Here is a 20672-nt window from a genome sequence, read left to right as displayed (position 1 = left end):
AAGCTATAAAAGCGATGGTTAATCCAGATCTGCAAGAACCATCTTTAATTCCTCAAATTTAGACCTGAATCCTTACTCATAAATGCTAAATTCAGAGGGAAAATCTCCCCCGCTTTGACCATAACCTCGGTAATCAAATATAAAGACAGAAAATCCTAGTTTGTTGAGCTGTGCCACATCTCGAATATAAATCGGATTGCTAATATTTGTTCCCGACCCATGAAAATATAGAATAGTTCCAACTTCTGTATCTGGTTTTAACGATGGAATAAACCATCCATGTAATTTGTCTTGTGAATTAGGCCTAGTGTTTCCCAAAAACCAAACTTCTTCATATTTGAGATTAAAATTTGAGGGTAATTCTAAAGTGTCATAGGTCGGTTTAAAAATCATTTGTCTCTGCCGAATAAGCAGAAACGCACAAGCGCCTATATACACTGTTAGAAAAATTGTTCCCATAAGCATTAGCAATTTTTGGAAAAGGTGATACATTAGACTTATTGGTAATAAGTTTAAAAAGCCTTGAAAGTTAGTCTGAATAAGATTTTTAGCTATTATATTTAGTGAAAATCATAGAACGGTGCTCGGTGTAAGAGCTTTAGCGATTTTCAAAGGAGAAGCAAAAAAACTGATATTTACTCGCTGAACACAAGTTTTAGATTTTTGGATTTCCCCCCAGGGGGGGGGATTTTAGTTTAAATTGTGTGAAATTTGCCTTCAACTTTCTCTCGTCTGGTTTTGTTTGTGTAGGCGCGGTTTCTAACCGCCCGGACTTGTAACCGCCTGGACTTATTTAAGTCGTATACTCGGCATTAATCTTCACGTAGTCGTAACTCAAATCGCATCCCCAAGCTTTCGCAAAACCGCTGCCATTCCCCACACTAACCTGAATTAAAACCGTATCAGCCTTCAAATATTCCCCCTCCGCAGCCGCTTTCATATAATTACTTGCAGCAGCGCGATCGAACTCTTTAGGTTGTCCGTTTTCCATCATTAAAAAATCCCCTAATTGAATCCGCAAATTCTCTTGATCGAAAGGTACACCAGCGCGCCCAGCCGCCGCCGCAATTCTGCCCCAATTCGGATCGCGTCCGAAAATAGCAGCTTTCACCAAAGAAGAACCGACTATTGTTTTGGCAATTTTACTCGCAGAAACTTCATCCAGCGCGCCACTAACTTGCACTTCCACCAAACAAGTTGCACCTTCGCCGTCACGGGCGATCGCCTTTGCTAAATGCACGCAAACTTCTGTCAGCATCGCCTCTAATTTTTCAGCATCTGCCCCCATTTCCGTAATTGCGGGCGTGCGGGATTGACCGTTGGCCAAAGCAATTAGCGAATCGTTGGTACTGGTATCGCCGTCAACAGTAATTTGATTGAAACTTCTGTTAGCGGCCCGACTCAACATTTCTTGCCATAAATGCGATGACACTGCTGCATCACAAGTTACAAATGCCAGCATAGTTGCCATATTCGGGTGAATCATTCCCGAACCTTTGCAAATGCCGCCGATGCGGACGGGTCGATCGCCAAACATGGTTTCTAGGGCGATCGTTTTCGGCACTAAATCAGTCGTACAAATAGCCTTAGCCGCCGCATCGGAACCAGTTTCGGATGCCTCAGCAACTAATCGCGGAATTCCCGCCCTCAGCGGCTCCATTTTTATCCGCTGTCCGATGACACCAGTGGAGGCCAAAAGAATAGATTCTGGAGGAATATTCAGCGCTTCTCCCAACAATTTGGCACTTTCGAGGGCATCTGCCAAACCTTGTTCCCCAGTAGCAGCATTAGCTTGTCCCGCATTGCACAAAATTGCTTTCGCGCTGGGTTTAGCTTGCAAACGCTGGCGGCAGTAGTCCACACAAGCGGCCCGGACAGTGGAGGTTGTGAAGACTCCGGCGGCGATCGCGTCTACCTCTGACAAAATTAAACTTAAATCTGGCAAGCCTGAAGGCTTCAAGCCCGCTGTAATTCCCGATGCTCGATACCCTCTGGGTGCTGTAACTCCGCCGTCAATTTCTTTCCAGTCCGACATGATGACCTCCCTAGTAGCCTTCAATCTGCTGAAAGGGGATTATATCAAGTTTATCGGCACAAACCTCTTTTATTGTTTGTGATGTAGACTTTTGAGGCTATCCAACTCTCGTTTAGCTCACCCTTTGCTCAAACGGCTCTCTATCTATACAAGCAGTACGAGCGAGATATTACCAATTCCCAATTCCCAATTCCCCATAAAACTAATCGCGGCTTCCAATCTAGAGTTAGAACTCAAGAAGAAGTCGCGATGGTTTTGTAATTGACATTATTAATTTTTAGCTAGCAAACAACAAACTCGATTCAACTATCTCGCCGTTGAAAAAAGAAGTTATTTGCGATCAATACTCGCTGGAGAACCAGCATCTAAACCAACTTCAGCAGCCACACGGCTCAGCATGGATTCCTGACGGTTTTTAACGACGTGTTGATGGCGCATCATCAGGTTGCGGGCTTGTTCTTGAGTTGACATAACTGAGTTTCTCCAAATTATAGGTAATAACTTCGTAGACAATTGTCGAAATTGAGCTTGCCTAGCTCATAGTGGCGTGGCTGCGATCGTAACTGGCTTGAAAGCTGGGCTGCGGTTTGCCTTGAATGTGACCCCAGTAGTGCGTATCTTCCATGCCGACTTCGGTGGCGGTGCGGTTGAGCATGGATTGCTGCCGGTTCTTCACCAGTTGGTGGTGGCGCATCATCAGAGAGCGAGCTTGATTTTCAGTAGACATATGCGGTTCCTCCGTATTCTTTAGATTAATGTTGGGCTTGTTTTTTCTTCTCTTCTATCACTATAACAGACAATTCTGTATCTAAAGCTACCAAATTAAAATTGTCACAAAACTTTATAATTGGGCTATGGGGCGAGAATCTCGATCGAGGTAGCAGGGAGTGCGATCGAGCTTTGGCTCGTGGATTCAGGCCCAACCTCAAGCAGCAGTTGGCAAAACTTGACCATATTCGTCTTCTAAGAGCCACTTTTTAGCGACTACGTAATTGCTAGTGACCAAAATAACTTTATAGTTTGGTTCAGAGTTATAGATGCAGAATTTTGCCTCTCAAGAAACTCGAATTTGCCTTAGTTAACAGTAAATTTAATAAGTAGCGAATCACAATTAGATTTACAATGATTAAGCAGCTATGCTCAAGCATAGTCAAGTTTTTTGTAGTCAACTAGATAATAGAGTTGGGCTAAGTGAATCGCCCTCGCCATCCTCAAAAAGCCAGCTTTCTTTGTTGATAAAAATAGATTAAGCCCCAGCAGCCTCCCCAAAAAAAAGAGCGATCGTCCTCCCCTAGAAAAACAATCGCCCATTCACCTATAATTTCAATTAACATCAAGTCCCGCCCTTAAAAAACTATGCTGTACCCACAATTCCAGAGATCCCCCTAGCGTCTTTTTCAGGAGAATGCCAGGGGGAGCGAAAGACTCTGACGTTAGTTTTTCAAGTTGTGTATACAGCGTAGCCCTTAAAAAAGGCGTGCCGGGGCCGAGAAGTAAGCTGCCCTAATCGTCAAACAGTAGACTGGTACTAAAGAAAACCTTAAGTTGACACGAATGCTACTCGGCAACTTCAGCTTCAGCTTCAGCTTCAGGTGCATCTGGCACATCTTGCTTGATCGTCAAATAGCGAATCACTTCTTCGCTCAGACGCATCGCGCGCTCCAGGGTAAAAATTGCAGCGCCCGGAGCTGTATAGTTCATTTGAACGTATACTCCATCCCGGTGCTTGCCGATTTCGTAAGCCAAACGGCGCTTGCCGCGGTGCTGAGTTTCGATGTTTTCAGCACCTTGATCGCGCAAAATAGTTTGATATTTAGCGATCGCCTGGTCTGTCATTTCTTCACCCAAATCAGGGCGCAGAATGTACATAGTTTCGTAAATAAACGGTTTCATGGCAATAATCCCCTTATGGACAACAAGGCTTCTCACGAAGCAAGGACTTATCATCATATCCCAACAATGAACAATCTCAAAACTAAAAAACCAAATTCCCCAAACAACACTCCCTCGCCGTGGAGAACCCTGTGGACGTACAGCATCATGAGCGCGATCGCACTTTTAATGCTGTTTCCCTTGCTGTGGCTGCTCAGTACCTCCCTCAAATCCCCCAACGAAAACATCTTTCAATTTCCCCCGCAACTGTGGCCACAACAGCCAACCCTCGAAAACTTCATCAAAGTTTGGCAAACCAACCCCTTCGGCCGCTACCTGTTCAACAGCACCCTAATTGCCGGCCTCACAGTTAGCATCAACGTCCTCTTTTGTGCCCTCGCCGCTTACCCCTTAGCCCGACTCAAATTTCGCGGCCGCGAAGCCATCTTAATCACGATCGTTTCCACAATCATGATTCCCTTCCAAATAGTCATGATTCCCCTATACATATTGACCGTACAACTCGGACTCAAAAATAGTTATTTAGGCGTCATCTTTCCCGGACTAGCCTCAGCCTTCGGCATATTTTTATTGCGACAAGCATTCCTAGCAGTTCCCAAAGAACTAGAAGAAGCCGCCCGCATCGACGGCTGCAGCGAATTAGGCATTTGGTGGCACGTCATGATTCCGGCAATTAAGCCAGCTTTAGTCACTCTCGGAATTTTCGTATTTATCGGTTCTTGGAGCGACTTTCTGTGGCCACTGCTAGTTTTAGACAGACCGGAATATTACACTTTACCTTTAGGGGTAGCCAATTTAGCCGGGACATTTTCCTTAGATTGGCGTTTAGTTGCGGCGGGTTCTATTATTTCTATTGTTCCAGTTTTAGGACTATTTTTGCTCTTGCAAAAATACATTGTGCCAACAGAAACTGCGGCGGGAGTCAAAGGATAGAATCAGCACAAAAAATCGGCGTTTATCCGCGTTCCTCTGCGGTGAAAAATTAAAATCTTTTGAACTCAAAACTCACAAAATTTATTTGTGATGTACGAACTGCCAGAAATCCGCTGGATTGTTAACTGCGCTGCGGTTGCAGATATTATCCTCGCTTTTGCAAATGCGATCGATGCCCCAGACTGGCAAAAATTGCGATCGCACCTAGCTGGCGAAAGAGATATCGACTCTTGGGAAGTTTGAGGAATCAAACAAACTGTGGTAATTGTCAGTAACAATCCTGAAGTGCATGACTATTTGCGCGGCAAATCGCAATGCAATCTCATTCACAACTCAAATGCCAACTGATTTTTAATAACTAAACATTTCCTCCTACCTGGGAGTGAAAACTGCACTAGGGTAAGCAATCCGCTTGTGATTGAACTGTTCCCAAACTCGCACAAAAATCTCCGCAATTAGAGACATATCCTCCCGCGTCAAATCCGAATCAATCAACTGATTATCCTGCCAGCGAGCCCTCAAAATCCGATTAACCATATTCAAAGCCTCTTCATGAGTAGCATCCTTGAGCGATCGCAAAGCAGCCTCGCAAGAATCCGCCAGCATCAAAATCCCGGTTTCCCGCGACTGCGGAATCGGCCCATCGTAGCGAAAATCCTCCTCCCTCACTTGGCGACTTGCGATTGTTAACTTTGAATTATCCGCATCTGGCAAAGCAATCTTTAAATCTTCTATTTCTTGTGCAGCAATTTGCTGCGCTTGGTGGTAGAAGTAAGCAATTAACATTGTACCTTGGTGCTCAGGAATAAACGCCTGAATCGCCTTTGGCAATCGATGCTTCCGCGCCATCACCAAACCCTCGGTAACGTGCTTTTTAATAATCTCCGCGCTTGCCCAAGGGTCATTAATTTCATCGTGTTTGTTGCCCCCACCCATTTGATTTTCACAGAATCCGAGCGGGTCGTGCATTTTTCCAATATCGTGGTATAATGTTCCAGCTCTGACCAGCTCAACATTGCAGCCGAGTTCCCGGGCCGCAGCCTCCGCCAAACTCGCCACAAACAGCGTGTGCTGAAAAGTCCCCGGAACCTCGGCAGCCAATTTCTTCAACAGCGGGCGGTTGGGATTGGCAAGTTCCGCCAGCCGGATCGGCGTAATCAAGTCAAAAACGTGTTCCAAATAAGGGCTGACGCCGATCGCCACAACGCTCCAAGCCAAACCGGCCAAACTTTGCGCGCCCACCGTACCGAGCACGACGTACCAAATCGCACCGGCAGCCGCGCTGGCAATCAAAGTCCCCACCAGATAAACCGTACCCTGAGTCAATCCAACAGCCAAGCCCAAAAGAGCCAATTCCTCGCGCGATCGCAGCCGCCCGGCCATAAAAGCGCCCAGCAATCCCCCCGCCCCGCTAGCCACCAAATGAATCAAGTCCACATTTAAGCCAACGGGCAGCAGCGCCGACAGCAACCCCACCACAGTCACTCCCACTGCCGAACCGTAGAAGCCGCCCGCTAAAATCCCGATCGCCGGCAAACTCGTCCAAGGCAGGCCCAAACTCACTAGCACCGGCGCGCTCAAAGTCAGCAGCAGCAATAGCAAATGATCTCTGCGGCGCAAGCGGTAGTGCCTTTCCACCAGCAGTACGATCGCAATTGCCCCCGCGACTAAACAAACAAAACCCGTCAGCCCCAGCCAATTCACCCCCCGCCGACTTAAACCAAAATAGTCCAGCAACACGAAATCTTGCTGCGAGATCTCTTGTCCTTGGGCAACAATTATCTCGCCCTGATCTACTGCGATCATCACCGGTTTCACCTTTTGCGCCGCTAATTCAGCTAGCTGTTTGGTTTCCTCGCGATCTCTCACCAGATTTGGCTGCAAAATCGCTGTTAAACCCTCCACCGCCAAAGCTTGGGACTCTAACGGCACTTCATCAGCCACTTGCAGCTTCACGGCTTCTTGCAAAATCTCTTTGGGCAACCCCTGCGGGATACCTTGAGCCACCATTCTTTTTGCCGCCCGACTCATACCGGTTTGGGTTTTCTGCCAAGCTTCATCGGACAAATCAAACAGCGAAGTATCGTAAATCTGTGGCAGACCCAAAACCGACGGTTTTCCCAGCGCCTCCACAGCATTGAGATAGCGCTGGCGAGCAGAGGAAATACTGTCTGTCAGGCTTTGAAAATCTGCTGCCCGGACCGATCGGCTGTAAGCTTGCAGTTGAGCGATAGCATCTTGCTGAGACTTGTTATCTGTTGCCCCAGCAATTGCCGGGGAATCCAAACTCAATCGCTCGGAAGTTGCCCTTTTGTCACCCGCTTGCGCCAAAATCGAGCGCCACTCCCACTCGGGACAGCCCCGCAAGTAAACCTGGACCGCAAGTGAGAGCGCCGAGGTACTCGCAAACGGAAACGGGCCTACCGCCTCCCGTAGCTCGCTTCCCTGCTGCAAAAATTGTTGCAATTCTTGATAAATTTGTCGATCGACCGCCGAATCCAGCATTAATATCGCTACAGCCCCTGTCCGCGCTGCTTTCCGCTGTTCTTCAGTAGTTTTGTAATCGGGGACGCTAGCAGTAGCAGGAGCCTTAATCGTCTGAGGAGCTTTCGTCCCCACATCCAGTTTCGGCTGGTTGTAGAAGCGGTGGCCCAGAGTGCTGCTTAGGGAAACTACCGCTACCAGCGCCAACATAGGGGAACGAGCTTGATTTTTGAGACTTGATTTGGAGGTTTTACTTGTAAATCTAGTAGTAAAAGTCTCGGGAAGAATCCATTTCGGGCGCGACAAACGGCTCAGGAGAGGCCCGCCAGCGCGATCTGTATCTGCTTTGCTACAGCCATTTTGCACTTTAGCAATGTGTTGGCGCAGTGAGCGCGCAGCCCCTAGCTGCTCAATCTGCCGCATCAATGAGGAGAGCGTATTCATTTGTGTCGAAGATATATCACTGTTATCCAGCAGCTTTGTCAGAATTTCTGACTAGGCATCTTGATTGATTTTATCTGAACTACCGTGGCTGAATATTCAGCCCTCCAGGCCACTTTGTCTGACTATCGCCAGCAGTTGGCTTTCCTGACGGTGGCCCACAACGCAAGCAGCTTCTTTGCTTCCCTTATCCATCTTGAACAGAACTCGCGCGCGAGGGCTAAAAACCCCGTTTCTCCGTAGATTCTTCGTTTCCCAACCCCCTATTCTCGTTTAAACCTGGCTTGTTGGGGCAGGGGCGTCGGATTTAATTTTTCACATTTAATTTCTCACTTTTTAATCTTTAATTGTTGCTCTCCTTCCACTTTCGCTTTTGAGTTGTTAATGGCTAATTGCTAATTTCTGGTGTCCCCTTACCGTTAAAAGCTCCAAACTTTATATTTTACGAGGTCTAATGACATAAGGTGCAGCCACCGATCGGGCTAGCGCTGCGGAATCCAGTCCGGCATCTGGGCTGTAAACTCCTGCCCAAACAGCAAACAGGTTATTTGCTAACTCTACAATTTTTACATCGCTGCCAGTTCCCCAGAGCGAAGGTTCTCGGCCGTCGGCTAGCTGCAGCGAATTAACCTCAGCCGAAGATACCTGTCGCCATTCTACAGGAATCGCACCAACGCCGTTATAGGCTCCAGACAAAGCTCCTGTCAAAGCGCAGGTTATTTGTCCAGCTATGCCACAGCGGGCGGCCCGCACCACTGACAAGCGCAAGTCTTCTGGGGTGTTCAAAAAGCAGTAGAAAGCTAAGGCAATGGGAATGAAATTTCCAGGGTTGACAATTGACTCGGTTTGTAATTTTTTTTCACCTTCGCCCTGTCTTTCTCGCAAAGCTGTGGCGCTTTTGCACAGATGAGTGGCGGCTGTTTCTAAATCGGCTCCCTTTTCTAGTAGTATTTGCACTTGCAGCAGCAGCTCTGTTAAGGCATTATCTGTTTTCAGGTAGGCAAGTGTTTGCTCGATCGCTGTCGCGGGGTCAAGTCTTTCTTTGAGAGAGCGGGCGATCGTATATGCTACTGCTAAAATTGCTGTTTCCCATTCTGGCTGGTTTTCGTGGTGCCAAACCTCTATCGCCAGCATGATTTTTTCTCGCAGCTTGGCTTTATTTTCGTGAAAAAACATCGCGGATGGCAGCGCAGCAACAGCAGCTTCACCAGGGTTAAGCAGGGTTTGAAACTCACTGTTGCGGGGATGGTAGATTTCCGACTTGGCAAATGCTTCCCAAGTATCGCGCCAATCTTTTAAATCTAAACCCCTACACCGAATTAAACTTTGAACACACGCTACCGCAAGTCTCCCGGATGCGGATGAGTCTCTGCGAGTTGGGATTTTACTGTTGACAGAATTCAACGCCAATGTTGCGCCACTTACGGTCAATTGTTGGTGTTTCGTCAGTTGTAAAATCGGCTGCAAGTCTTCTGTTTGGGGGGGAATACCCACGAGTTGCCTCTGGTATTGCAGGCCTATAGAGTCTCCTAAAACTGCCCCTAGGATGGTTCCTTGAAACTTGCTCAACAGGGAATGCCGCATTTGAATTTAACTCAAGTTGTTAGTAATTGGTAATTGGTAATTGGTAATTTAGAATTCTTCCTGGTTTCCTTCTTTGCGTAACTTTTGTGATTAATTTGAATTCAACCCAAACATATAAGGGCTGGTTTTCCATCTAAAACCTGCCCTTATCCGATCGCTACAATCGGTAAATTTCTAATTTTTAATCAGGTAACTAACTAGAGCTTGCAGCCCCAGCCGATAACTTTCTGAGCCAAAACCGCTGATTTGCCCGATCGCCACCGCTGCGATAAACGAGTGATGCCGAAAAGCTTCCCGCCGATAAATATTGCTCAGATGAACTTCTACCGCAGGGATATTCACTGCGGCGATCGCGTCTCTAATTGCCACACTCGTATGAGTATAAGCTCCAGCATTAATCAATAAGCCTTGGTGCTGCCCTAACATCGAGTGAATTGCATCCACCAACACCCCTTCATGATTCGACTGCTGAATTGAGACTTGCACCTGGAGGGCTTGCGCTTCTCGTTCTAGCAACTTGTTGATATCATTTAAAGTCGCAGAACCATAAACTCCAGGTTCTCGCTGACCCAATAGATTCAGATTAGGGCCGTGAAGTACCAGGATATTTAACAATTTTAAAATTTCCAGCGCAACAAAAATTATGAGAGTTTTGACATGGGATTTAGAACCACCCTGCCACCTCAAACGTCAAACCTTAAACCTTAAGCTTCTAATTCAGTCCCGACTACCTGCGATTCCTTGGTTGGTTGACAGGAATACGAATCGGTTCAAGTTCCGGTTCAGGATCGGGACTCAGCAGTCCTTCTATCAGCTTGCGAACCCATTCTTTAATTTCTTCCAGCACCTTTTCAATGTCTTCCATTGAACGGATAGCTCCTTTTTTTATAGTCTAGATTGCTAAACCGACGGCTAAATATCTGAAAATAAGCAGGCACGACTTTGAAACCAAAGGTCAAACTTGCTTTCTCGCTTGCTGGTTATTTTGAGCAATGGAGAGATTCAGTATATTGGCCAATCAGTCCTATCTTATTATCATAACGAATCTTTACAGATAATCAAGAGGCAAAAGGAAAATTGCCGAATTATATCAGAGTATAGAGTCTTAAATAAAGCTTAAGCTTACGATTGACTGTTGACAATTGACCAATCGTAGGATTTTTTCTACGCTTTTGCCAGCAATAATTTACGCCGGAGCCGATCGAGCGCCGTACAGCTACTCAGATTCCGAATCCAATCGCGGCCTCTGGCATCGCCAAAACGGTATTCAAAACTTTCTGCGTCCCCGTGGGGCCCCGCTAAACCGACATAAACCAGTCCGACAGGCTTAGCATCTGTGCCGCCTCCGGGCCCGGCGATGCCTGTAATGCTCAATCCCCAATCGGTATTGAGGCTGGCGCGAACTCCCGCAGCCATTTGTTTTGCCACTTGGTGGCTGACTGCGCCAAATTCGGCTAAATCTTGGGGATTAACACCTAATAATCCTTCCTTAACCCGATTGTCGTAAGAAATAATCCCGCCTAAAAAGTAGCAAGAACTGCCGGGAACACCAGTCAGCATCGCCCCCAATCCTCCTCCGGTGCAGGATTCAGCAACGCTAAGAGTTTGTCCCGCATCCAGCAACAGTTGGCCGACAGTGGAAGCGAGGGTATCGCTATCAGCACCGTAACAGTCTAAGCCGGCAATTTGCCGCAATTGTTGTTCGATCGGCTCAATCACGTTTTTCGCAGCCACGGAGGACTCCGCGCGGGCCGAAATCCGCAGTTTGACTTCGCCGTGATTGGCGTAGGGAGCCACAGTAGGATTAGTTAAATTCAGAAAACTATCTACTTTTTCCGCCAATGCCGACTCAGCAATCCCCCAAAATTTTAATGTGCGGCTGTAAATAGTGGCGCTACACCAGCCGCCATTTTTCAGGTAAGGAACGGCGGTTTCTCGCCACATCAAGTGCATTTCCGCCGGTACGCCGGGAAATGTCATTACTGTCACGTCAGAAACCGGCTGCCAAATAATGCCCGGTGCAGAACCGCTGCGGTTTGGCAGAATGTCCGCACTTTCTGGAATTAAAGCTTGTTTGCGATTGCTGGGGCTCATGGTGCGTCCCCGCTGGGCATATTTGTATTCGATATCTGCGATAATTTCCGGCTTTTCGATGAGAGGAACCCCAAAAAAATCGGCGATCGTTTCGACTGTGAGGTCGTCTGGTGTGGGGCCCAGGCCTCCGGTGAAGAGCAAAAGCTGCGATCGACTGACGGCAATTTCTAACACTTGTTTGATGCGTTCTGGATTGTCCCCCACCACTGTTTGATAGTAGTGAGGGATTCCCAGACTCGCTAATTCTTTGGCTAAAAACTGGGCATTGCTATTAAGAATATCGCCTAACAGCAATTCAGTGCCAACACAAATAATTTCAGCAACCATTCAATTTTAGATTTTAGATTTTGGATTTTAGATTGGGGAATTGGGCATTGGTAATTGGGAATTGGCCAAACAGGGCATTGGCCAAACAGGGCACTGGACTCTGGGCATGGGGCATGGGGCATTGGGCATTGGCCAAACAGGGCATTGGGCATGGGGCATTAGTTATTAGAACAAATAACAAACAACTAACCATTGACTAATGACTAATGACTAAGGACTAATGACTAAGGACTAATGACTATCGAGCGTGTCTCCAAACTTTCCAGCTAGCATATCCCAGCAAACTGGTTGCACCCATAGCGTAAATTACGCCACTGGGAACGGAAAAAGCTAGGGCTAAACTTCCAACCCACAGTGTCAGCGAGTAAATAAATAAAACCGCAAATCGATGGGATAGTCCGGCTTGTAGAAGTCGGTGGTGAAGGTGGCGCTTGTCAGCAATAAACGGTGACTTGCCGTTGCGAAGTCGATCGAGAATCACCGCCGACATATCTAAAATCGGTACAGCTAAAATTAAATATGGCAGCAACACAGAAGTAACAGCCGTAGTTTTAACTAACCCAATTACTCCCACTCCAGCGAGAGTAAACCCGATAAAATAAGCCCCGCCATCTCCCATAAAGATTTGAGCCGGATTGAAGTTGTAGCGCAGAAATCCCAAGGCCCCGCCAGCTAAAGCCGCTGCAATCAGGGCCGCCGCCGGTTGGTGCATCGCCAGACTGACAATCAGCATTACAACTGCTGCAATCCCTGAAACTCCGGCAGCTAAACCGTCCAAACCGTCAATCCAGTTGATGGCATTCGCCATGCCGACGAGCCAAATCACGGTAATTGGCAAGCTCAGCCAGCCAATATTAGTCAGTCCCAAGGAGGGAACTGTCAGAAACTCAATTTGTACGCCTGCCATCCAAACGATGCTGGATACGCCAACTTGCATGAGCAAGCGTTTTAAGGCCGAGAGTGAAAATAGGTCGTCTGCTAAACCGATGAGGAAGAATCCGATGCCGCCGAGGGTGACTCCCCAAATTTCGTATTCGTCTTTGGGATTGAGAACTTGTCCGTTAGCATCGATGAAGCCTCCTGAGAGCCAGACAAATAAGAGGGCAATGATAGTGCCGAGAAAGATGGAAACTCCTCCCAAGCGGACCATAGGGCGCTTGTGGACTTTTCGCTCGCCTGGCCGATCGACTCGCCCGCTTTTGAGACCAATTTTTTTGACTATTGGTGTACTCCAGAGGACGACGATCGCAGAAACCAGAAAAGCGAGTATGTGGTACAGATACTGGTACGGCATCTGAAATCAATTTTAAATAGTGCGGGGCAATTAGGCTGTCAGGCAGAGTCTACTACATTTCAGATGGCTTATAACAAGGAAACATCTTGAAGAGCGACTGGGGGTTTGGGAGTCGGAGATTTGCCGCAATGGCAGTTGCCCTGGGGCGAATTGTCAGGTTTTTCATTCATAACTCTCGAATTAACGATTTGAAATATCGACTTTTTCGCGAGCAAAAAAGTCGATATTTGGCGAGCGGGCCCAGTTGAGCGGTATCTTTCGCAACCGACAAATACCGTTAGTCAAACCAGCCCCGCCCGACAAATATCTTTACTAAAAACCGTATTGGCGATCGATATTTTTGGTGAAAACCGCTTGTCAATATCGCTACCGGCAACTCTCAATCTTTTCCTGCTCTTTTACCCTTTTACCCGTACACTTCCAACTACCAATTTCCCATTGCCGATCAGGAAAATTAAGCTAATGCCGGCACTTTCAAGTACAAGTGGGGATATAAGGGGAAGCGATCGCACAGTGCTGCTACTCGACGCAGGCAGTCGGCTGCGACGCTTTCATCATCTGGATTTAGCAGGCGATCGGCAATAATATTGCCAATCTCGGTAAATTCTGCTGTTCCCATTCCCCTGGTGGTCATCGCCGGCGAACCGAGTCTCAAACCGCTGGTTACAAAGGGCGATGCCGGATCGAAAGGCACGGTATTTTTATTAGCAGTAATATTCACACCGCTGACTAATTGGTCCGCTCGCTTGCCTGTCATATTTGCCGATCGCAAATCAACTAGCATTAAGTGATTGTCCGTGCCACCGGAAACGAGTTTTAAACCCCGCTGCTGCAACTGTGCCGCTAAAGCCCTTGCATTTTCAATTACTTGACCGGAATAAGTTTTAAATTCAGGCTTTAATGCTTCGCCGAAAGCTACTGCTTTGCCCGCAATGACGTGTTCTAAGGGCCCACCTTGAGTACCGGGGAAAACTGCTTTGTCAAACTTTTTACCTAATTCCGGGTCATTGGTCATAATCAAGCCACCACGGGGGCCGCGCAGGGTTTTGTGAGTGGTGGTGGTGACTGCGTGACAGTGGGGAAGGGGGTTGGGGTGATGCCCTGTGGCGACTAACCCGGCGATGTGGGCGATGTCGGCGAGCAGGTAGGCTCCGATTTCGTCGGCGATCGCTCTAAACTTCTCAAAGTCGATAATTCGCGAATATGCTGAATAGCCACAAATTAGCAATTTCGGTCGGTTTTCTTTGGCAAGTGCCAAAATTTCGTCGTAGTCGAGCTGTTCTGTTTCTTGGCTGACGCCGTAGTGAAAAGCTTTGAACCATTTGCCGGATACGTTGACCGGTGAACCGTGGGTCAAGTGGCCGCCGTGGGACAAATCCATGCCCATAATTCCGTCTCCGGGTTCCAGCAAGCTCAAAAACACTGCAAAGTTGGCTTGAGCGCCGGAGTGGGGCTGGACGTTGGCGTGAGCGGCTCCAAATAGCTGTTTGGCGCGATCGATCGCAATTTGCTCGATGCCGTCAATAAATTCGCAACCGCCGTAGTACCGTTTCGCTGGCAGTCCTTCGGCGTATTTATTGGTCAGCACTGAGCCTTGAGCGGCCATTACCGCTGCGGAGGTAAAGTTTTCGCTGGCGATGAGTTCTAGGTGGTCTCGCTGCCGCTGGAGCTCTTGCCCGATTAAATCGGCAATCAGCGGATCGGTTTTGGAAAGGAATTCTAAGTTAGTGTCCGTCACAATAATCAACCTCTTGACAGTTTTGGGATTGGGAATTGGGGATCTTATACCGTACTACGGATTTCGCACCATTGACATAAATATTACGTTGTGTTCAGGTTAAGCGGTTTGTCCCCAACTCCTGACATACAATGAAATTACTGGTGTGAAACCTGCCGGAGGTATCAAATGTTAGTCATTTTAATGGAAAATCAGATGCTTGCCCCTCAGTGTGTTTGCCAAAGTTGTTTGCTGGCAGATCGCACTGGGCAACCGCGCTGGAGTGGTGGAGAGCTTCGCTGTGGACATCCAGTTGCTAAACCTACGGAAAATTTGCCCGATCGGTACGAGTGTCAAATGGGCTTCGTCATTGCCAATATTAAATAAGAAAGCCTGCCCTTGGTAGTTGAGGCTGCTCCCCGCTGAGTAAAAAGCCAATTCCGGGCGAGTCGGAACACAAACCCTGCTGCTGCGTTATCCTGAGTTTAATGGAATTCATAGTTAATCGATCGACTCAGGAGAGTTCATTATGACTTGGCGCGGATCTACAACTGTTCCAGACCGGATTTTTGCTTCTTTGCCTTATTTGCTCCCGTTGGTTGACGGGCTTGCCTTTGGCAGGTTTCTGTTTACACAGTTTCCTGTCCTGCAACTGTTGTTGATACCGCTAGCTCCATTGATGCAAATTTATAGTTTGCCCTTTGCTAGCTTGATTATCTTCTTTGCTCTGTATTTAGGAGTAGTTAGAAACGAAAACATCAGTCACTTCATTCGTTTTAATGCGATGCAGGCGATTCTTTTAGACATTGTTTTGATGCTGTGTGGTCTGGTTTTGCCGATTTTTTCTAACGGCGTTCAAGTCGCATTTATTGCGGAAACTCTGTATAACATGGTGTTTTTGGGCGCTTTTGCTGCATTTGTCTATGCAGTCGTGCAGTCGCTTTTGGGACGCTATGCAGAGATTCCTCCGCTTTCGGATGCTGTTTATATGCAGGTTCGTTAGTTAGTTGACAGTTGACCGTTGACAGTTGACCGGTGACCGTTGTTGGTGATAATTACCAATTACCCATTACTAATAACTACTGTATTTTCAAGACTGCCGATGCCTTCAATTTCGATGCGGACTCGATCGCCTATTTGTAGTGGCCCTACTCCTTGCGGCGTTCCCGTCAGTATCACATCACCGGGAATTAGGGTCATAATTTGACTGATGTAGGAGACGAGAAAGTCTGGGGAAAATACCATGCGATCGATCGGGGATGACTGTACCGGTCGCTCGCTCTCATTGACAAAAGTCTGCAGTTGTGCAGCAGGACTCAGTTCGCGGACAATCCAAGGCCCCAAGGGACAAAAAGTATCGAACCCTTTGGCCCTCGCCCACTGGTTGTCCCGCTTTTGCAAATCTCTGGCTGTTACGTCGTTGGCGATGGTATAGCCCCAAATTTTGCTGTGTGCTTGTTCGGGAGTGCAGTTGGTACAATGTTCGCCAATTACCAGGGCTAATTCTCCCTCGTAGTCTACCCTTTCCGACTGCTGCGGATAACGAATCTCTGCACCTGCTGGGATGACGGCACTCGGAGGCTTGAAAAACAGCAGGGGTTCTTCCGGTACTGGGGTTCCCATCTCGGCGGCGTGATCGACATAATTTTTGCCTACGGCTACAATTTTTGAGGGAGCGCACGGGGCGAGAATTTGGTAAGTATCTGGTGAAAGTTCCAAATCGGTTGGTTGTCCTTTTAACCAGGGCGGTGCATCAAATACTTGAACGCTGTGGCCCAGTTGCAGTAAACCGTAATGGATGTGTCCTTGTGTTGTTTTGACTCGAACGTAGCGCTGGGCCATACTATTTTAGATTTTAGGTTTTAGATTCTAGATTCTAGATTAAGAGGATATAGGCATAATTGCGGAAAATTAATTTGTTTATGCCCGTTTAAGATTTTCGCTGTGCAATTTTGCAACCACTTTCTGTACAAATGCTGTGCAGCGGTTTATCCCAGCAGTCAACTGGTAGTTGGGCGACCAAGGCAAATTCAAAGATAATGCCGATCGTAACTTTTGATTCCCACTCAGCTAAACTAAGCATTCGATCGTAATAGCCACCCCCGTAGCCCAAGCGATAGCCGCGAACATCGCAGCCTACTGCGGGTACGAGCATTAAATCTACTTCTGAGTGGTCTATTTTAGAAGCATCCGGCAGGGGTTCGAGTATGCCATAAGCTCCAGTATGTAAAGCATCTCCGGGCTGCCAGATGTGCCAGGATAGCTCTTTGCCGACACAGCGGGGAAATCCCCATTTGCGGGGAGTTACAAATAGGGGACTTAAATCGGGTTCTTGGCGACAACTGAAGTAGGCGAGGATTGTTTTTGCTTGGGTGAATAGGGGCGAGTTTTGCAGGTGATTGCAGATGCTCGCGCTCTTTTGTCTCCATTCTTGTGCTGATAGGGATTTGCGGGTGTGGAGGAGCGATTTTCTTAATTCGGTTTTAGTTAATGAAGGTTCAGCAGTATTCATATTTGCGATCGGATCTCTCCTTTGACTTCCAGTCTGACAGGGGTTAAAAACCCATGTCTCACAGCGAAAGTCCTCTAAAAGAGGACTAAAATTAATTGCATTTTCATCACACTCTGCAGTCGGTTTTAACCGACTTTAGCTTTGAGGCAGGGGTTGAAACCCTGCCGGACTGCCGGACTGTCGGAAAGTATCAACCAACTGGATTTGAGAGCACATATTGTCTCACCACAGGACAAACACTGAATAGCGTTTCATTCTCCTGTTCTTCTCTTTCAACTAACGATCGCCTCCCCAAAGATTGCAGCCCGTTGAATAACTCAGAGGGCGATAAATCGGCATCTTGTAGCAATTGCTCTATTGAAACTGAATTGGCTTCGCGGCTGAGTCGGGAGATTAGCTTTTTCTCTAATTCTGACAAACGATTTATCTGCGGGTACAATGTTGCTGCCAATTCTTCCCCTAAGAATAGCCTATCATATTTTAAAAATTCTGCAACCCTACCTCGGAATATTTCTTGAATGGTGGTGGCGACTATTTTTAACCACAATGGATTGCCTCGGTAGGTGTTAATTAGGTTTTCCCATGTTTCAGGATTGAGTAAACTTTTTTGTCGGAAAATTTCCGCTGCTGCTGTACCTATGCCTTTGAGTTGTAAGCTGCGAACTGGTGAATTTTCACCTTTTAAGGCGGTAATTTCTCTGGGGGGTTCCCAACTGTTGAGGATTAAACAACTGTTGTGGGTTGTTTCTCCGATTTGTCTGAAGAGGATGCTGTAATTTTCGCATTCGGGGCGGTAATTTCCTGCTAATTGTCCGCTGCTGAGAATGGTTTGCACGTCGTCGAGGATGATGAGACAGCGGTTTTTTCGCAGATATTCCATTAACAGGGAAAGGCGATCGGGAATGCTGGTAGGGAGTTCGATTTCTGGTTTATTTAAGAGAAATTCTAGGAGATTTTTTAGGGTAGTTTCTAAGGGTGGGGAGTAGCGGAGACTTCGCCAGATGACGTATTCAAAGTTATGCTGAATTTTTTGGATGAGGTGGAGGGAAAGGGCGGTTTTGCCAATGCCGCTTATTCCTAATATGGCTGCAAGGTTGCACTTGTCTTGGACGATGGATTTTTCGAGGGTGGCGAGTTCGGATGTGCGATCGGACAATGATGAAATGTGAGGTGCGTCTGCTAAGTCTAGTCGGGGTTGGGGTTGGGATATGTCTGAGGTGGGGCTTGAGGGCGATCGGGTTTTTGGAATTTCTGAAGCTTGCAAACTATTATCACAGACATTTACATTACCAATCTGTAAAGAATTTTTTCCATAATTTGAAAAGTAGGCAAATTGCGACCTCTCCAATGCCGACCTAAAATTTAATTTATTGACATTTTCACCTAATACATCTGAGAGTAGTTGCCATAATTCCGATGCGACATTTCTGACATGACCTTCTGTGCAGTGAGATTCTTCTGCAATTTTAGAGTATCTTTGACCTTTCCATACACCCAGCAGGATAGCTTTTTGCAGATCCTCCAAATGTTCTCCCGTCTTGGCGAAAACCATGTCATCGGCAAATCTCAAGACTTCTTGAACGTTCATTAGTCAGGTAGGCGTGAAAGTTTTGCCTATTTTATCATATTTTTTATGACATTTTCTGACAAAGATGACACAATCTGACGTTTTCTGACAGAGCGATCGTCTCAATTGCTGATAAAATTTGACATTTTATGACTCCGATAAATTCCTAATTAGAAGATAATTATAAAAAACAAATAACTTCCTGTGGATTAAACTAGCGGGTAGCAGAATGCTATGAACATTAATTTTAGACGCTATCGGGAACAGAAAGGTATCAGTCAAGAATCAGTTGCCAGCGGGCTCGGCATTTCTGTAGAACAGGTTAAAAATTATGAGCAGTTCCCTGCACAAGTTCCGATGGGAATGGCAGTAAAATGGCTGCAAATATTAGGTGTTGACATTGCAACTGCCATGTCAGAGGAAATACCTCCACTCCCAGGAATTGAACCAGGCAGTCCCTACGCTGAACTTTATCGCCGGCTAAATTTACTTAATCAGTATATCGATGAAAATTCTTTTTTACCTTGGCTAGAATTGCCAACGGAACTACGTATACCTAACGATCTGCAAGAACAAATTAACCAGTATTATCAAAAACCAAATGTTGTCTTGACAGGAGCATTTGACTCTGGTAAATCCTATCTTGCTAATACTCTTTTAGGCCAAAAAGTATTGCCAACAGGCTATCAGCCTGCAACAAGAGTCATTACCATTGTTTGTCATGTGGAAAGTCGCCCCGAATGGTTTGATGGAAACGTGGGAATTATTGATGAGAAATTTTGGCAAGATGAAAACGGCAAGCTAAATTTTGACTTCCTATATTTAGAGGATCGGGAGCGTTGTCAGAAGCATTTTTTGCAATTCGGCTCCTTTGACCTGCTAGAAAAATATGGCGTACACCAATATGATGACTCTGATGACAGCAATGAGGGCGGACATACAGCTATAGTTTATGTAGATGCTCCTTTGTTAAGAGCGTGTAACCTGATTGACCTTCCCGGTTACTCTGATAAACAAGATGAAGTATCAAAGGATGTTGAGAAAGCTAATAGTGCCACCAAGATTGCTAATGTCTTGCTTTATGCTTCTCCTGCCAAGGGTCACATCAATGGTCAAGATATGGTGCGACTTCGGAATTTGCTGCGTTTGTTGCCGGCCCCAGAGAATGAATGCAACGACTTTCCGACGCTAGGAAATTTCTTTATTGTGGCGACACACGCCGATCCGAGTATCCCTGACGATGAGCTTCCCAAAATTCTCAATAAAGCTTCAGCCAGACTGTATAAAGAACTTGATGAAACTGCTATAGAGTTTCGTCGGAAGCTAACAAAGCGGGATATTACCAAGGAAGATGTGCAAAAGCGTTTCTTCACTTTCTGGTCAGAAAAGCCGGAGCGCTGTCAGCGTCTCTTTGATGATTTAACTCAACTCCTCTGCGAGACTCTTCCTAAACCAGTCATCTCTCGTATCGACCGCGAAATCAATGCGGTCAAAAAAGACAAACAACAAGAATACGCTAACTCGATTGAGCAATATCAAACAACTGTTGCCAAAATAGAGGAGTATCGAAAGGAGCTTGACAAAGCCGAGAAAAATGAACCTGAACGTCAGCGAGAAATGCGGCAAAAACGCAGTCAAGTGAGCAAACAAATTAAGGAATTAGAGAAAGATACCCGCAAATCATTTCAGACCTATGCAGAAAAAAAGATCGATGTAGGTAAGGATTCAGGTCTAAATTTGAGGAATTAAAGATGGTTCTTGCAGATCTGGATTAACCATCGCTTTTATAGC

At 46.6% G+C, this 20672-nt stretch carries 20 protein-coding genes; 5 read left to right on the top strand and 15 right to left on the bottom strand.

All coding sequences use genetic code 11. The annotated features are described in order from the left end of the window. Positions 1 to 72 precede the first annotated feature (72 nt). The 5 genes from QUA34_RS27750 to rpsF form a co-directional block, all read right to left on the bottom strand. Complete coding sequence (locus tag QUA34_RS27750) at positions 73 to 393, bottom strand: hypothetical protein (protein WP_333390419.1); 321 nt, start codon at positions 391 to 393, stop codon at positions 73 to 75. 400 nt (positions 394 to 793) lie between these two features. Beyond that, complete coding sequence (gene argJ / locus QUA34_RS27745) at positions 794 to 2035, bottom strand: bifunctional ornithine acetyltransferase/N-acetylglutamate synthase (RefSeq protein WP_333349752.1); 1242 nt, start codon at positions 2033 to 2035, stop codon at positions 794 to 796. Positions 2036 to 2365: 330 nt separating this feature from the next. Next, positions 2366 to 2506, bottom strand: a complete 141-nt coding sequence (locus tag QUA34_RS27740) for a hypothetical protein (RefSeq protein ID WP_015176121.1) — start codon at positions 2504 to 2506, stop codon at positions 2366 to 2368. A gap of 61 nt (positions 2507 to 2567) precedes the next feature. Next, positions 2568 to 2762 (bottom strand): hypothetical protein, encoded by a 195-nt coding sequence (locus QUA34_RS27735; protein WP_015176120.1) that lies wholly within the window; start codon positions 2760 to 2762, stop codon positions 2568 to 2570. An 830-nt stretch (positions 2763 to 3592) separates the two neighbouring features. Then, complete coding sequence (gene rpsF, locus QUA34_RS27730) at positions 3593 to 3928, bottom strand: 30S ribosomal protein S6 (protein ID WP_015176119.1); 336 nt, start codon at positions 3926 to 3928, stop codon at positions 3593 to 3595. Positions 3929 to 3943: 15 nt separating this feature from the next. Between rpsF and QUA34_RS27725 the strand changes: the two genes are divergently transcribed. After that, on the top strand, positions 3944 to 4861 hold the full coding sequence (locus QUA34_RS27725; RefSeq protein WP_445242854.1) for a carbohydrate ABC transporter permease: 918 nt from the start codon (positions 3944 to 3946) through the stop codon (positions 4859 to 4861). Between the two features lie 87 nt (positions 4862 to 4948). Next, entirely contained in the window at positions 4949 to 5104 is a 156-nt protein-coding gene (locus tag QUA34_RS27720; protein WP_333390416.1) for a hypothetical protein, read from the top strand. A 129-nt stretch (positions 5105 to 5233) separates the two neighbouring features. Here the strand turns inward: QUA34_RS27720 and QUA34_RS27715 are convergent, their stop codons facing one another. The 7 genes from QUA34_RS27715 to glyA all read right to left on the bottom strand — a co-directional run bounded on the left by QUA34_RS27715 (position 5234) and on the right by glyA (position 14823). Next, positions 5234 to 7789: an HDIG domain-containing metalloprotein gene (locus QUA34_RS27715; protein ID WP_333330637.1), complete on the bottom strand. Its 2556-nt coding sequence runs from the start codon at positions 7787 to 7789 to the stop codon at positions 5234 to 5236. A gap of 432 nt (positions 7790 to 8221) precedes the next feature. Further along, positions 8222 to 9370: an ADP-ribosylglycohydrolase family protein gene (locus QUA34_RS27710; RefSeq protein ID WP_333390413.1), complete on the bottom strand. Its 1149-nt coding sequence runs from the start codon at positions 9368 to 9370 to the stop codon at positions 8222 to 8224. A 174-nt stretch (positions 9371 to 9544) separates the two neighbouring features. After that, positions 9545 to 9985: a type II 3-dehydroquinate dehydratase gene (aroQ, locus tag QUA34_RS27705; protein ID WP_138920973.1), complete on the bottom strand. Its 441-nt coding sequence runs from the start codon at positions 9983 to 9985 to the stop codon at positions 9545 to 9547. A gap of 112 nt (positions 9986 to 10097) precedes the next feature. Continuing rightward, complete coding sequence (locus QUA34_RS27700; protein WP_333081027.1) at positions 10098 to 10235, bottom strand: hypothetical protein; 138 nt, start codon at positions 10233 to 10235, stop codon at positions 10098 to 10100. Positions 10236 to 10534: 299 nt separating this feature from the next. Continuing rightward, positions 10535 to 11791 carry a competence/damage-inducible protein A gene (locus QUA34_RS27695; protein ID WP_333390410.1) on the bottom strand — a complete coding sequence of 419 codons (1257 nt, stop codon included), beginning with the start codon at positions 11789 to 11791 and terminating at the stop codon, positions 10535 to 10537. A gap of 238 nt (positions 11792 to 12029) precedes the next feature. Continuing rightward, positions 12030 to 13085 carry an MraY family glycosyltransferase gene (locus QUA34_RS27690; RefSeq protein WP_333081030.1) on the bottom strand — a complete coding sequence of 352 codons (1056 nt, stop codon included), beginning with the start codon at positions 13083 to 13085 and terminating at the stop codon, positions 12030 to 12032. A 454-nt stretch (positions 13086 to 13539) separates the two neighbouring features. Then, complete coding sequence (gene glyA / locus QUA34_RS27685; RefSeq protein ID WP_333081031.1) at positions 13540 to 14823, bottom strand: serine hydroxymethyltransferase; 1284 nt, start codon at positions 14821 to 14823, stop codon at positions 13540 to 13542. A 168-nt stretch (positions 14824 to 14991) separates the two neighbouring features. On the opposite strand from glyA, the gene QUA34_RS27680 reads away from it, so the two are divergent. Together QUA34_RS27680 and QUA34_RS27675 are read left to right on the top strand one after the other, a co-directional pair. Next, a complete protein-coding gene (locus QUA34_RS27680; protein ID WP_006631916.1) occupies positions 14992 to 15189 on the top strand; it encodes a hypothetical protein in 198 nt (65 codons plus the stop codon). A gap of 142 nt (positions 15190 to 15331) precedes the next feature. Then, complete coding sequence (locus QUA34_RS27675) at positions 15332 to 15805, top strand: Tic20 family protein (RefSeq protein ID WP_333077581.1); 474 nt, start codon at positions 15332 to 15334, stop codon at positions 15803 to 15805. A gap of 59 nt (positions 15806 to 15864) precedes the next feature. Here the strand turns inward: QUA34_RS27675 and QUA34_RS27670 are convergent, their stop codons facing one another. The 3 genes from QUA34_RS27670 to QUA34_RS27660 form a co-directional block, all read right to left on the bottom strand. After that, a complete protein-coding gene (locus QUA34_RS27670; RefSeq protein ID WP_333330626.1) occupies positions 15865 to 16644 on the bottom strand; it encodes a fumarylacetoacetate hydrolase family protein in 780 nt (259 codons plus the stop codon). Between the two features lie 88 nt (positions 16645 to 16732). Beyond that, a complete protein-coding gene (locus QUA34_RS27665; protein ID WP_333330623.1) occupies positions 16733 to 17314 on the bottom strand; it encodes a 5-formyltetrahydrofolate cyclo-ligase in 582 nt (193 codons plus the stop codon). A 190-nt stretch (positions 17315 to 17504) separates the two neighbouring features. After that, positions 17505 to 18902, bottom strand: coding sequence for an NB-ARC domain-containing protein (locus tag QUA34_RS27660; RefSeq protein WP_333330621.1), 1398 nt, complete (start codon positions 18900 to 18902; stop codon positions 17505 to 17507). A 213-nt stretch (positions 18903 to 19115) separates the two neighbouring features. On the opposite strand from QUA34_RS27660, the gene QUA34_RS27655 reads away from it, so the two are divergent. Continuing rightward, the gene (locus QUA34_RS27655; RefSeq protein WP_333390405.1) at positions 19116 to 20630 is read left to right on the top strand and encodes a dynamin family protein; all 1515 of its coding nucleotides are present in this window, start codon (positions 19116 to 19118) and stop codon (positions 20628 to 20630) included. The last annotated feature ends 42 nt before the right edge of the window (positions 20631 to 20672 follow it).

The organism is Microcoleus sp. POL10_C6, from assembly GCF_036701585.1.
Classification (GTDB): Bacteria; Cyanobacteriota; Cyanobacteriia; order Cyanobacteriales; family Microcoleaceae; genus Microcoleus.
This window is presented reverse-complemented; position numbering and strand designations above follow the sequence as displayed.

Coding starts and splice junctions, on each gene's coding strand:
- QUA34_RS27750 (WP_333390419.1), bottom strand. CDS start 393: ATGATTTTTAAACCGACCTATGACACTTTAGAATTACCCTCAAATTTT.
- argJ (WP_333349752.1), bottom strand. CDS start 2,035: ATGTCGGACTGGAAAGAAATTGACGGCGGAGTTACAGCACCCAGAGGG.
- QUA34_RS27740 (WP_015176121.1), bottom strand. CDS start 2,506: ATGTCAACTCAAGAACAAGCCCGCAACCTGATGATGCGCCATCAACAC.
- QUA34_RS27735 (WP_015176120.1), bottom strand. CDS start 2,762: ATGTCTACTGAAAATCAAGCTCGCTCTCTGATGATGCGCCACCACCAA.
- rpsF (WP_015176119.1), bottom strand. CDS start 3,928: ATGAAACCGTTTATTTACGAAACTATGTACATTCTGCGCCCTGATTTG.
- QUA34_RS27725 (WP_445242854.1), top strand. CDS start 3,944: ATGGACAACAAGGCTTCTCACGAAGCAAGGACTTATCATCATATCCCA.
- QUA34_RS27715 (WP_333330637.1), bottom strand. CDS start 7,789: ATGAATACGCTCTCCTCATTGATGCGGCAGATTGAGCAGCTAGGGGCT.
- QUA34_RS27710 (WP_333390413.1), bottom strand. CDS start 9,370: ATGCGGCATTCCCTGTTGAGCAAGTTTCAAGGAACCATCCTAGGGGCA.
- QUA34_RS27700 (WP_333081027.1), bottom strand. CDS start 10,235: ATGGAAGACATTGAAAAGGTGCTGGAAGAAATTAAAGAATGGGTTCGC.
- QUA34_RS27695 (WP_333390410.1), bottom strand. CDS start 11,791: ATGGTTGCTGAAATTATTTGTGTTGGCACTGAATTGCTGTTAGGCGAT.
- QUA34_RS27690 (WP_333081030.1), bottom strand. CDS start 13,085: ATGCCGTACCAGTATCTGTACCACATACTCGCTTTTCTGGTTTCTGCG.
- QUA34_RS27680 (WP_006631916.1), top strand. CDS start 14,992: ATGTTAGTCATTTTAATGGAAAATCAGATGCTTGCCCCTCAGTGTGTT.
- QUA34_RS27675 (WP_333077581.1), top strand. CDS start 15,332: ATGACTTGGCGCGGATCTACAACTGTTCCAGACCGGATTTTTGCTTCT.
- QUA34_RS27670 (WP_333330626.1), bottom strand. CDS start 16,644: ATGGCCCAGCGCTACGTTCGAGTCAAAACAACACAAGGACACATCCAT.
- QUA34_RS27665 (WP_333330623.1), bottom strand. CDS start 17,314: ATGAATACTGCTGAACCTTCATTAACTAAAACCGAATTAAGAAAATCG.
- QUA34_RS27660 (WP_333330621.1), bottom strand. CDS start 18,902: ATGAACGTTCAAGAAGTCTTGAGATTTGCCGATGACATGGTTTTCGCC.
- QUA34_RS27655 (WP_333390405.1), top strand. CDS start 19,116: ATGAACATTAATTTTAGACGCTATCGGGAACAGAAAGGTATCAGTCAA.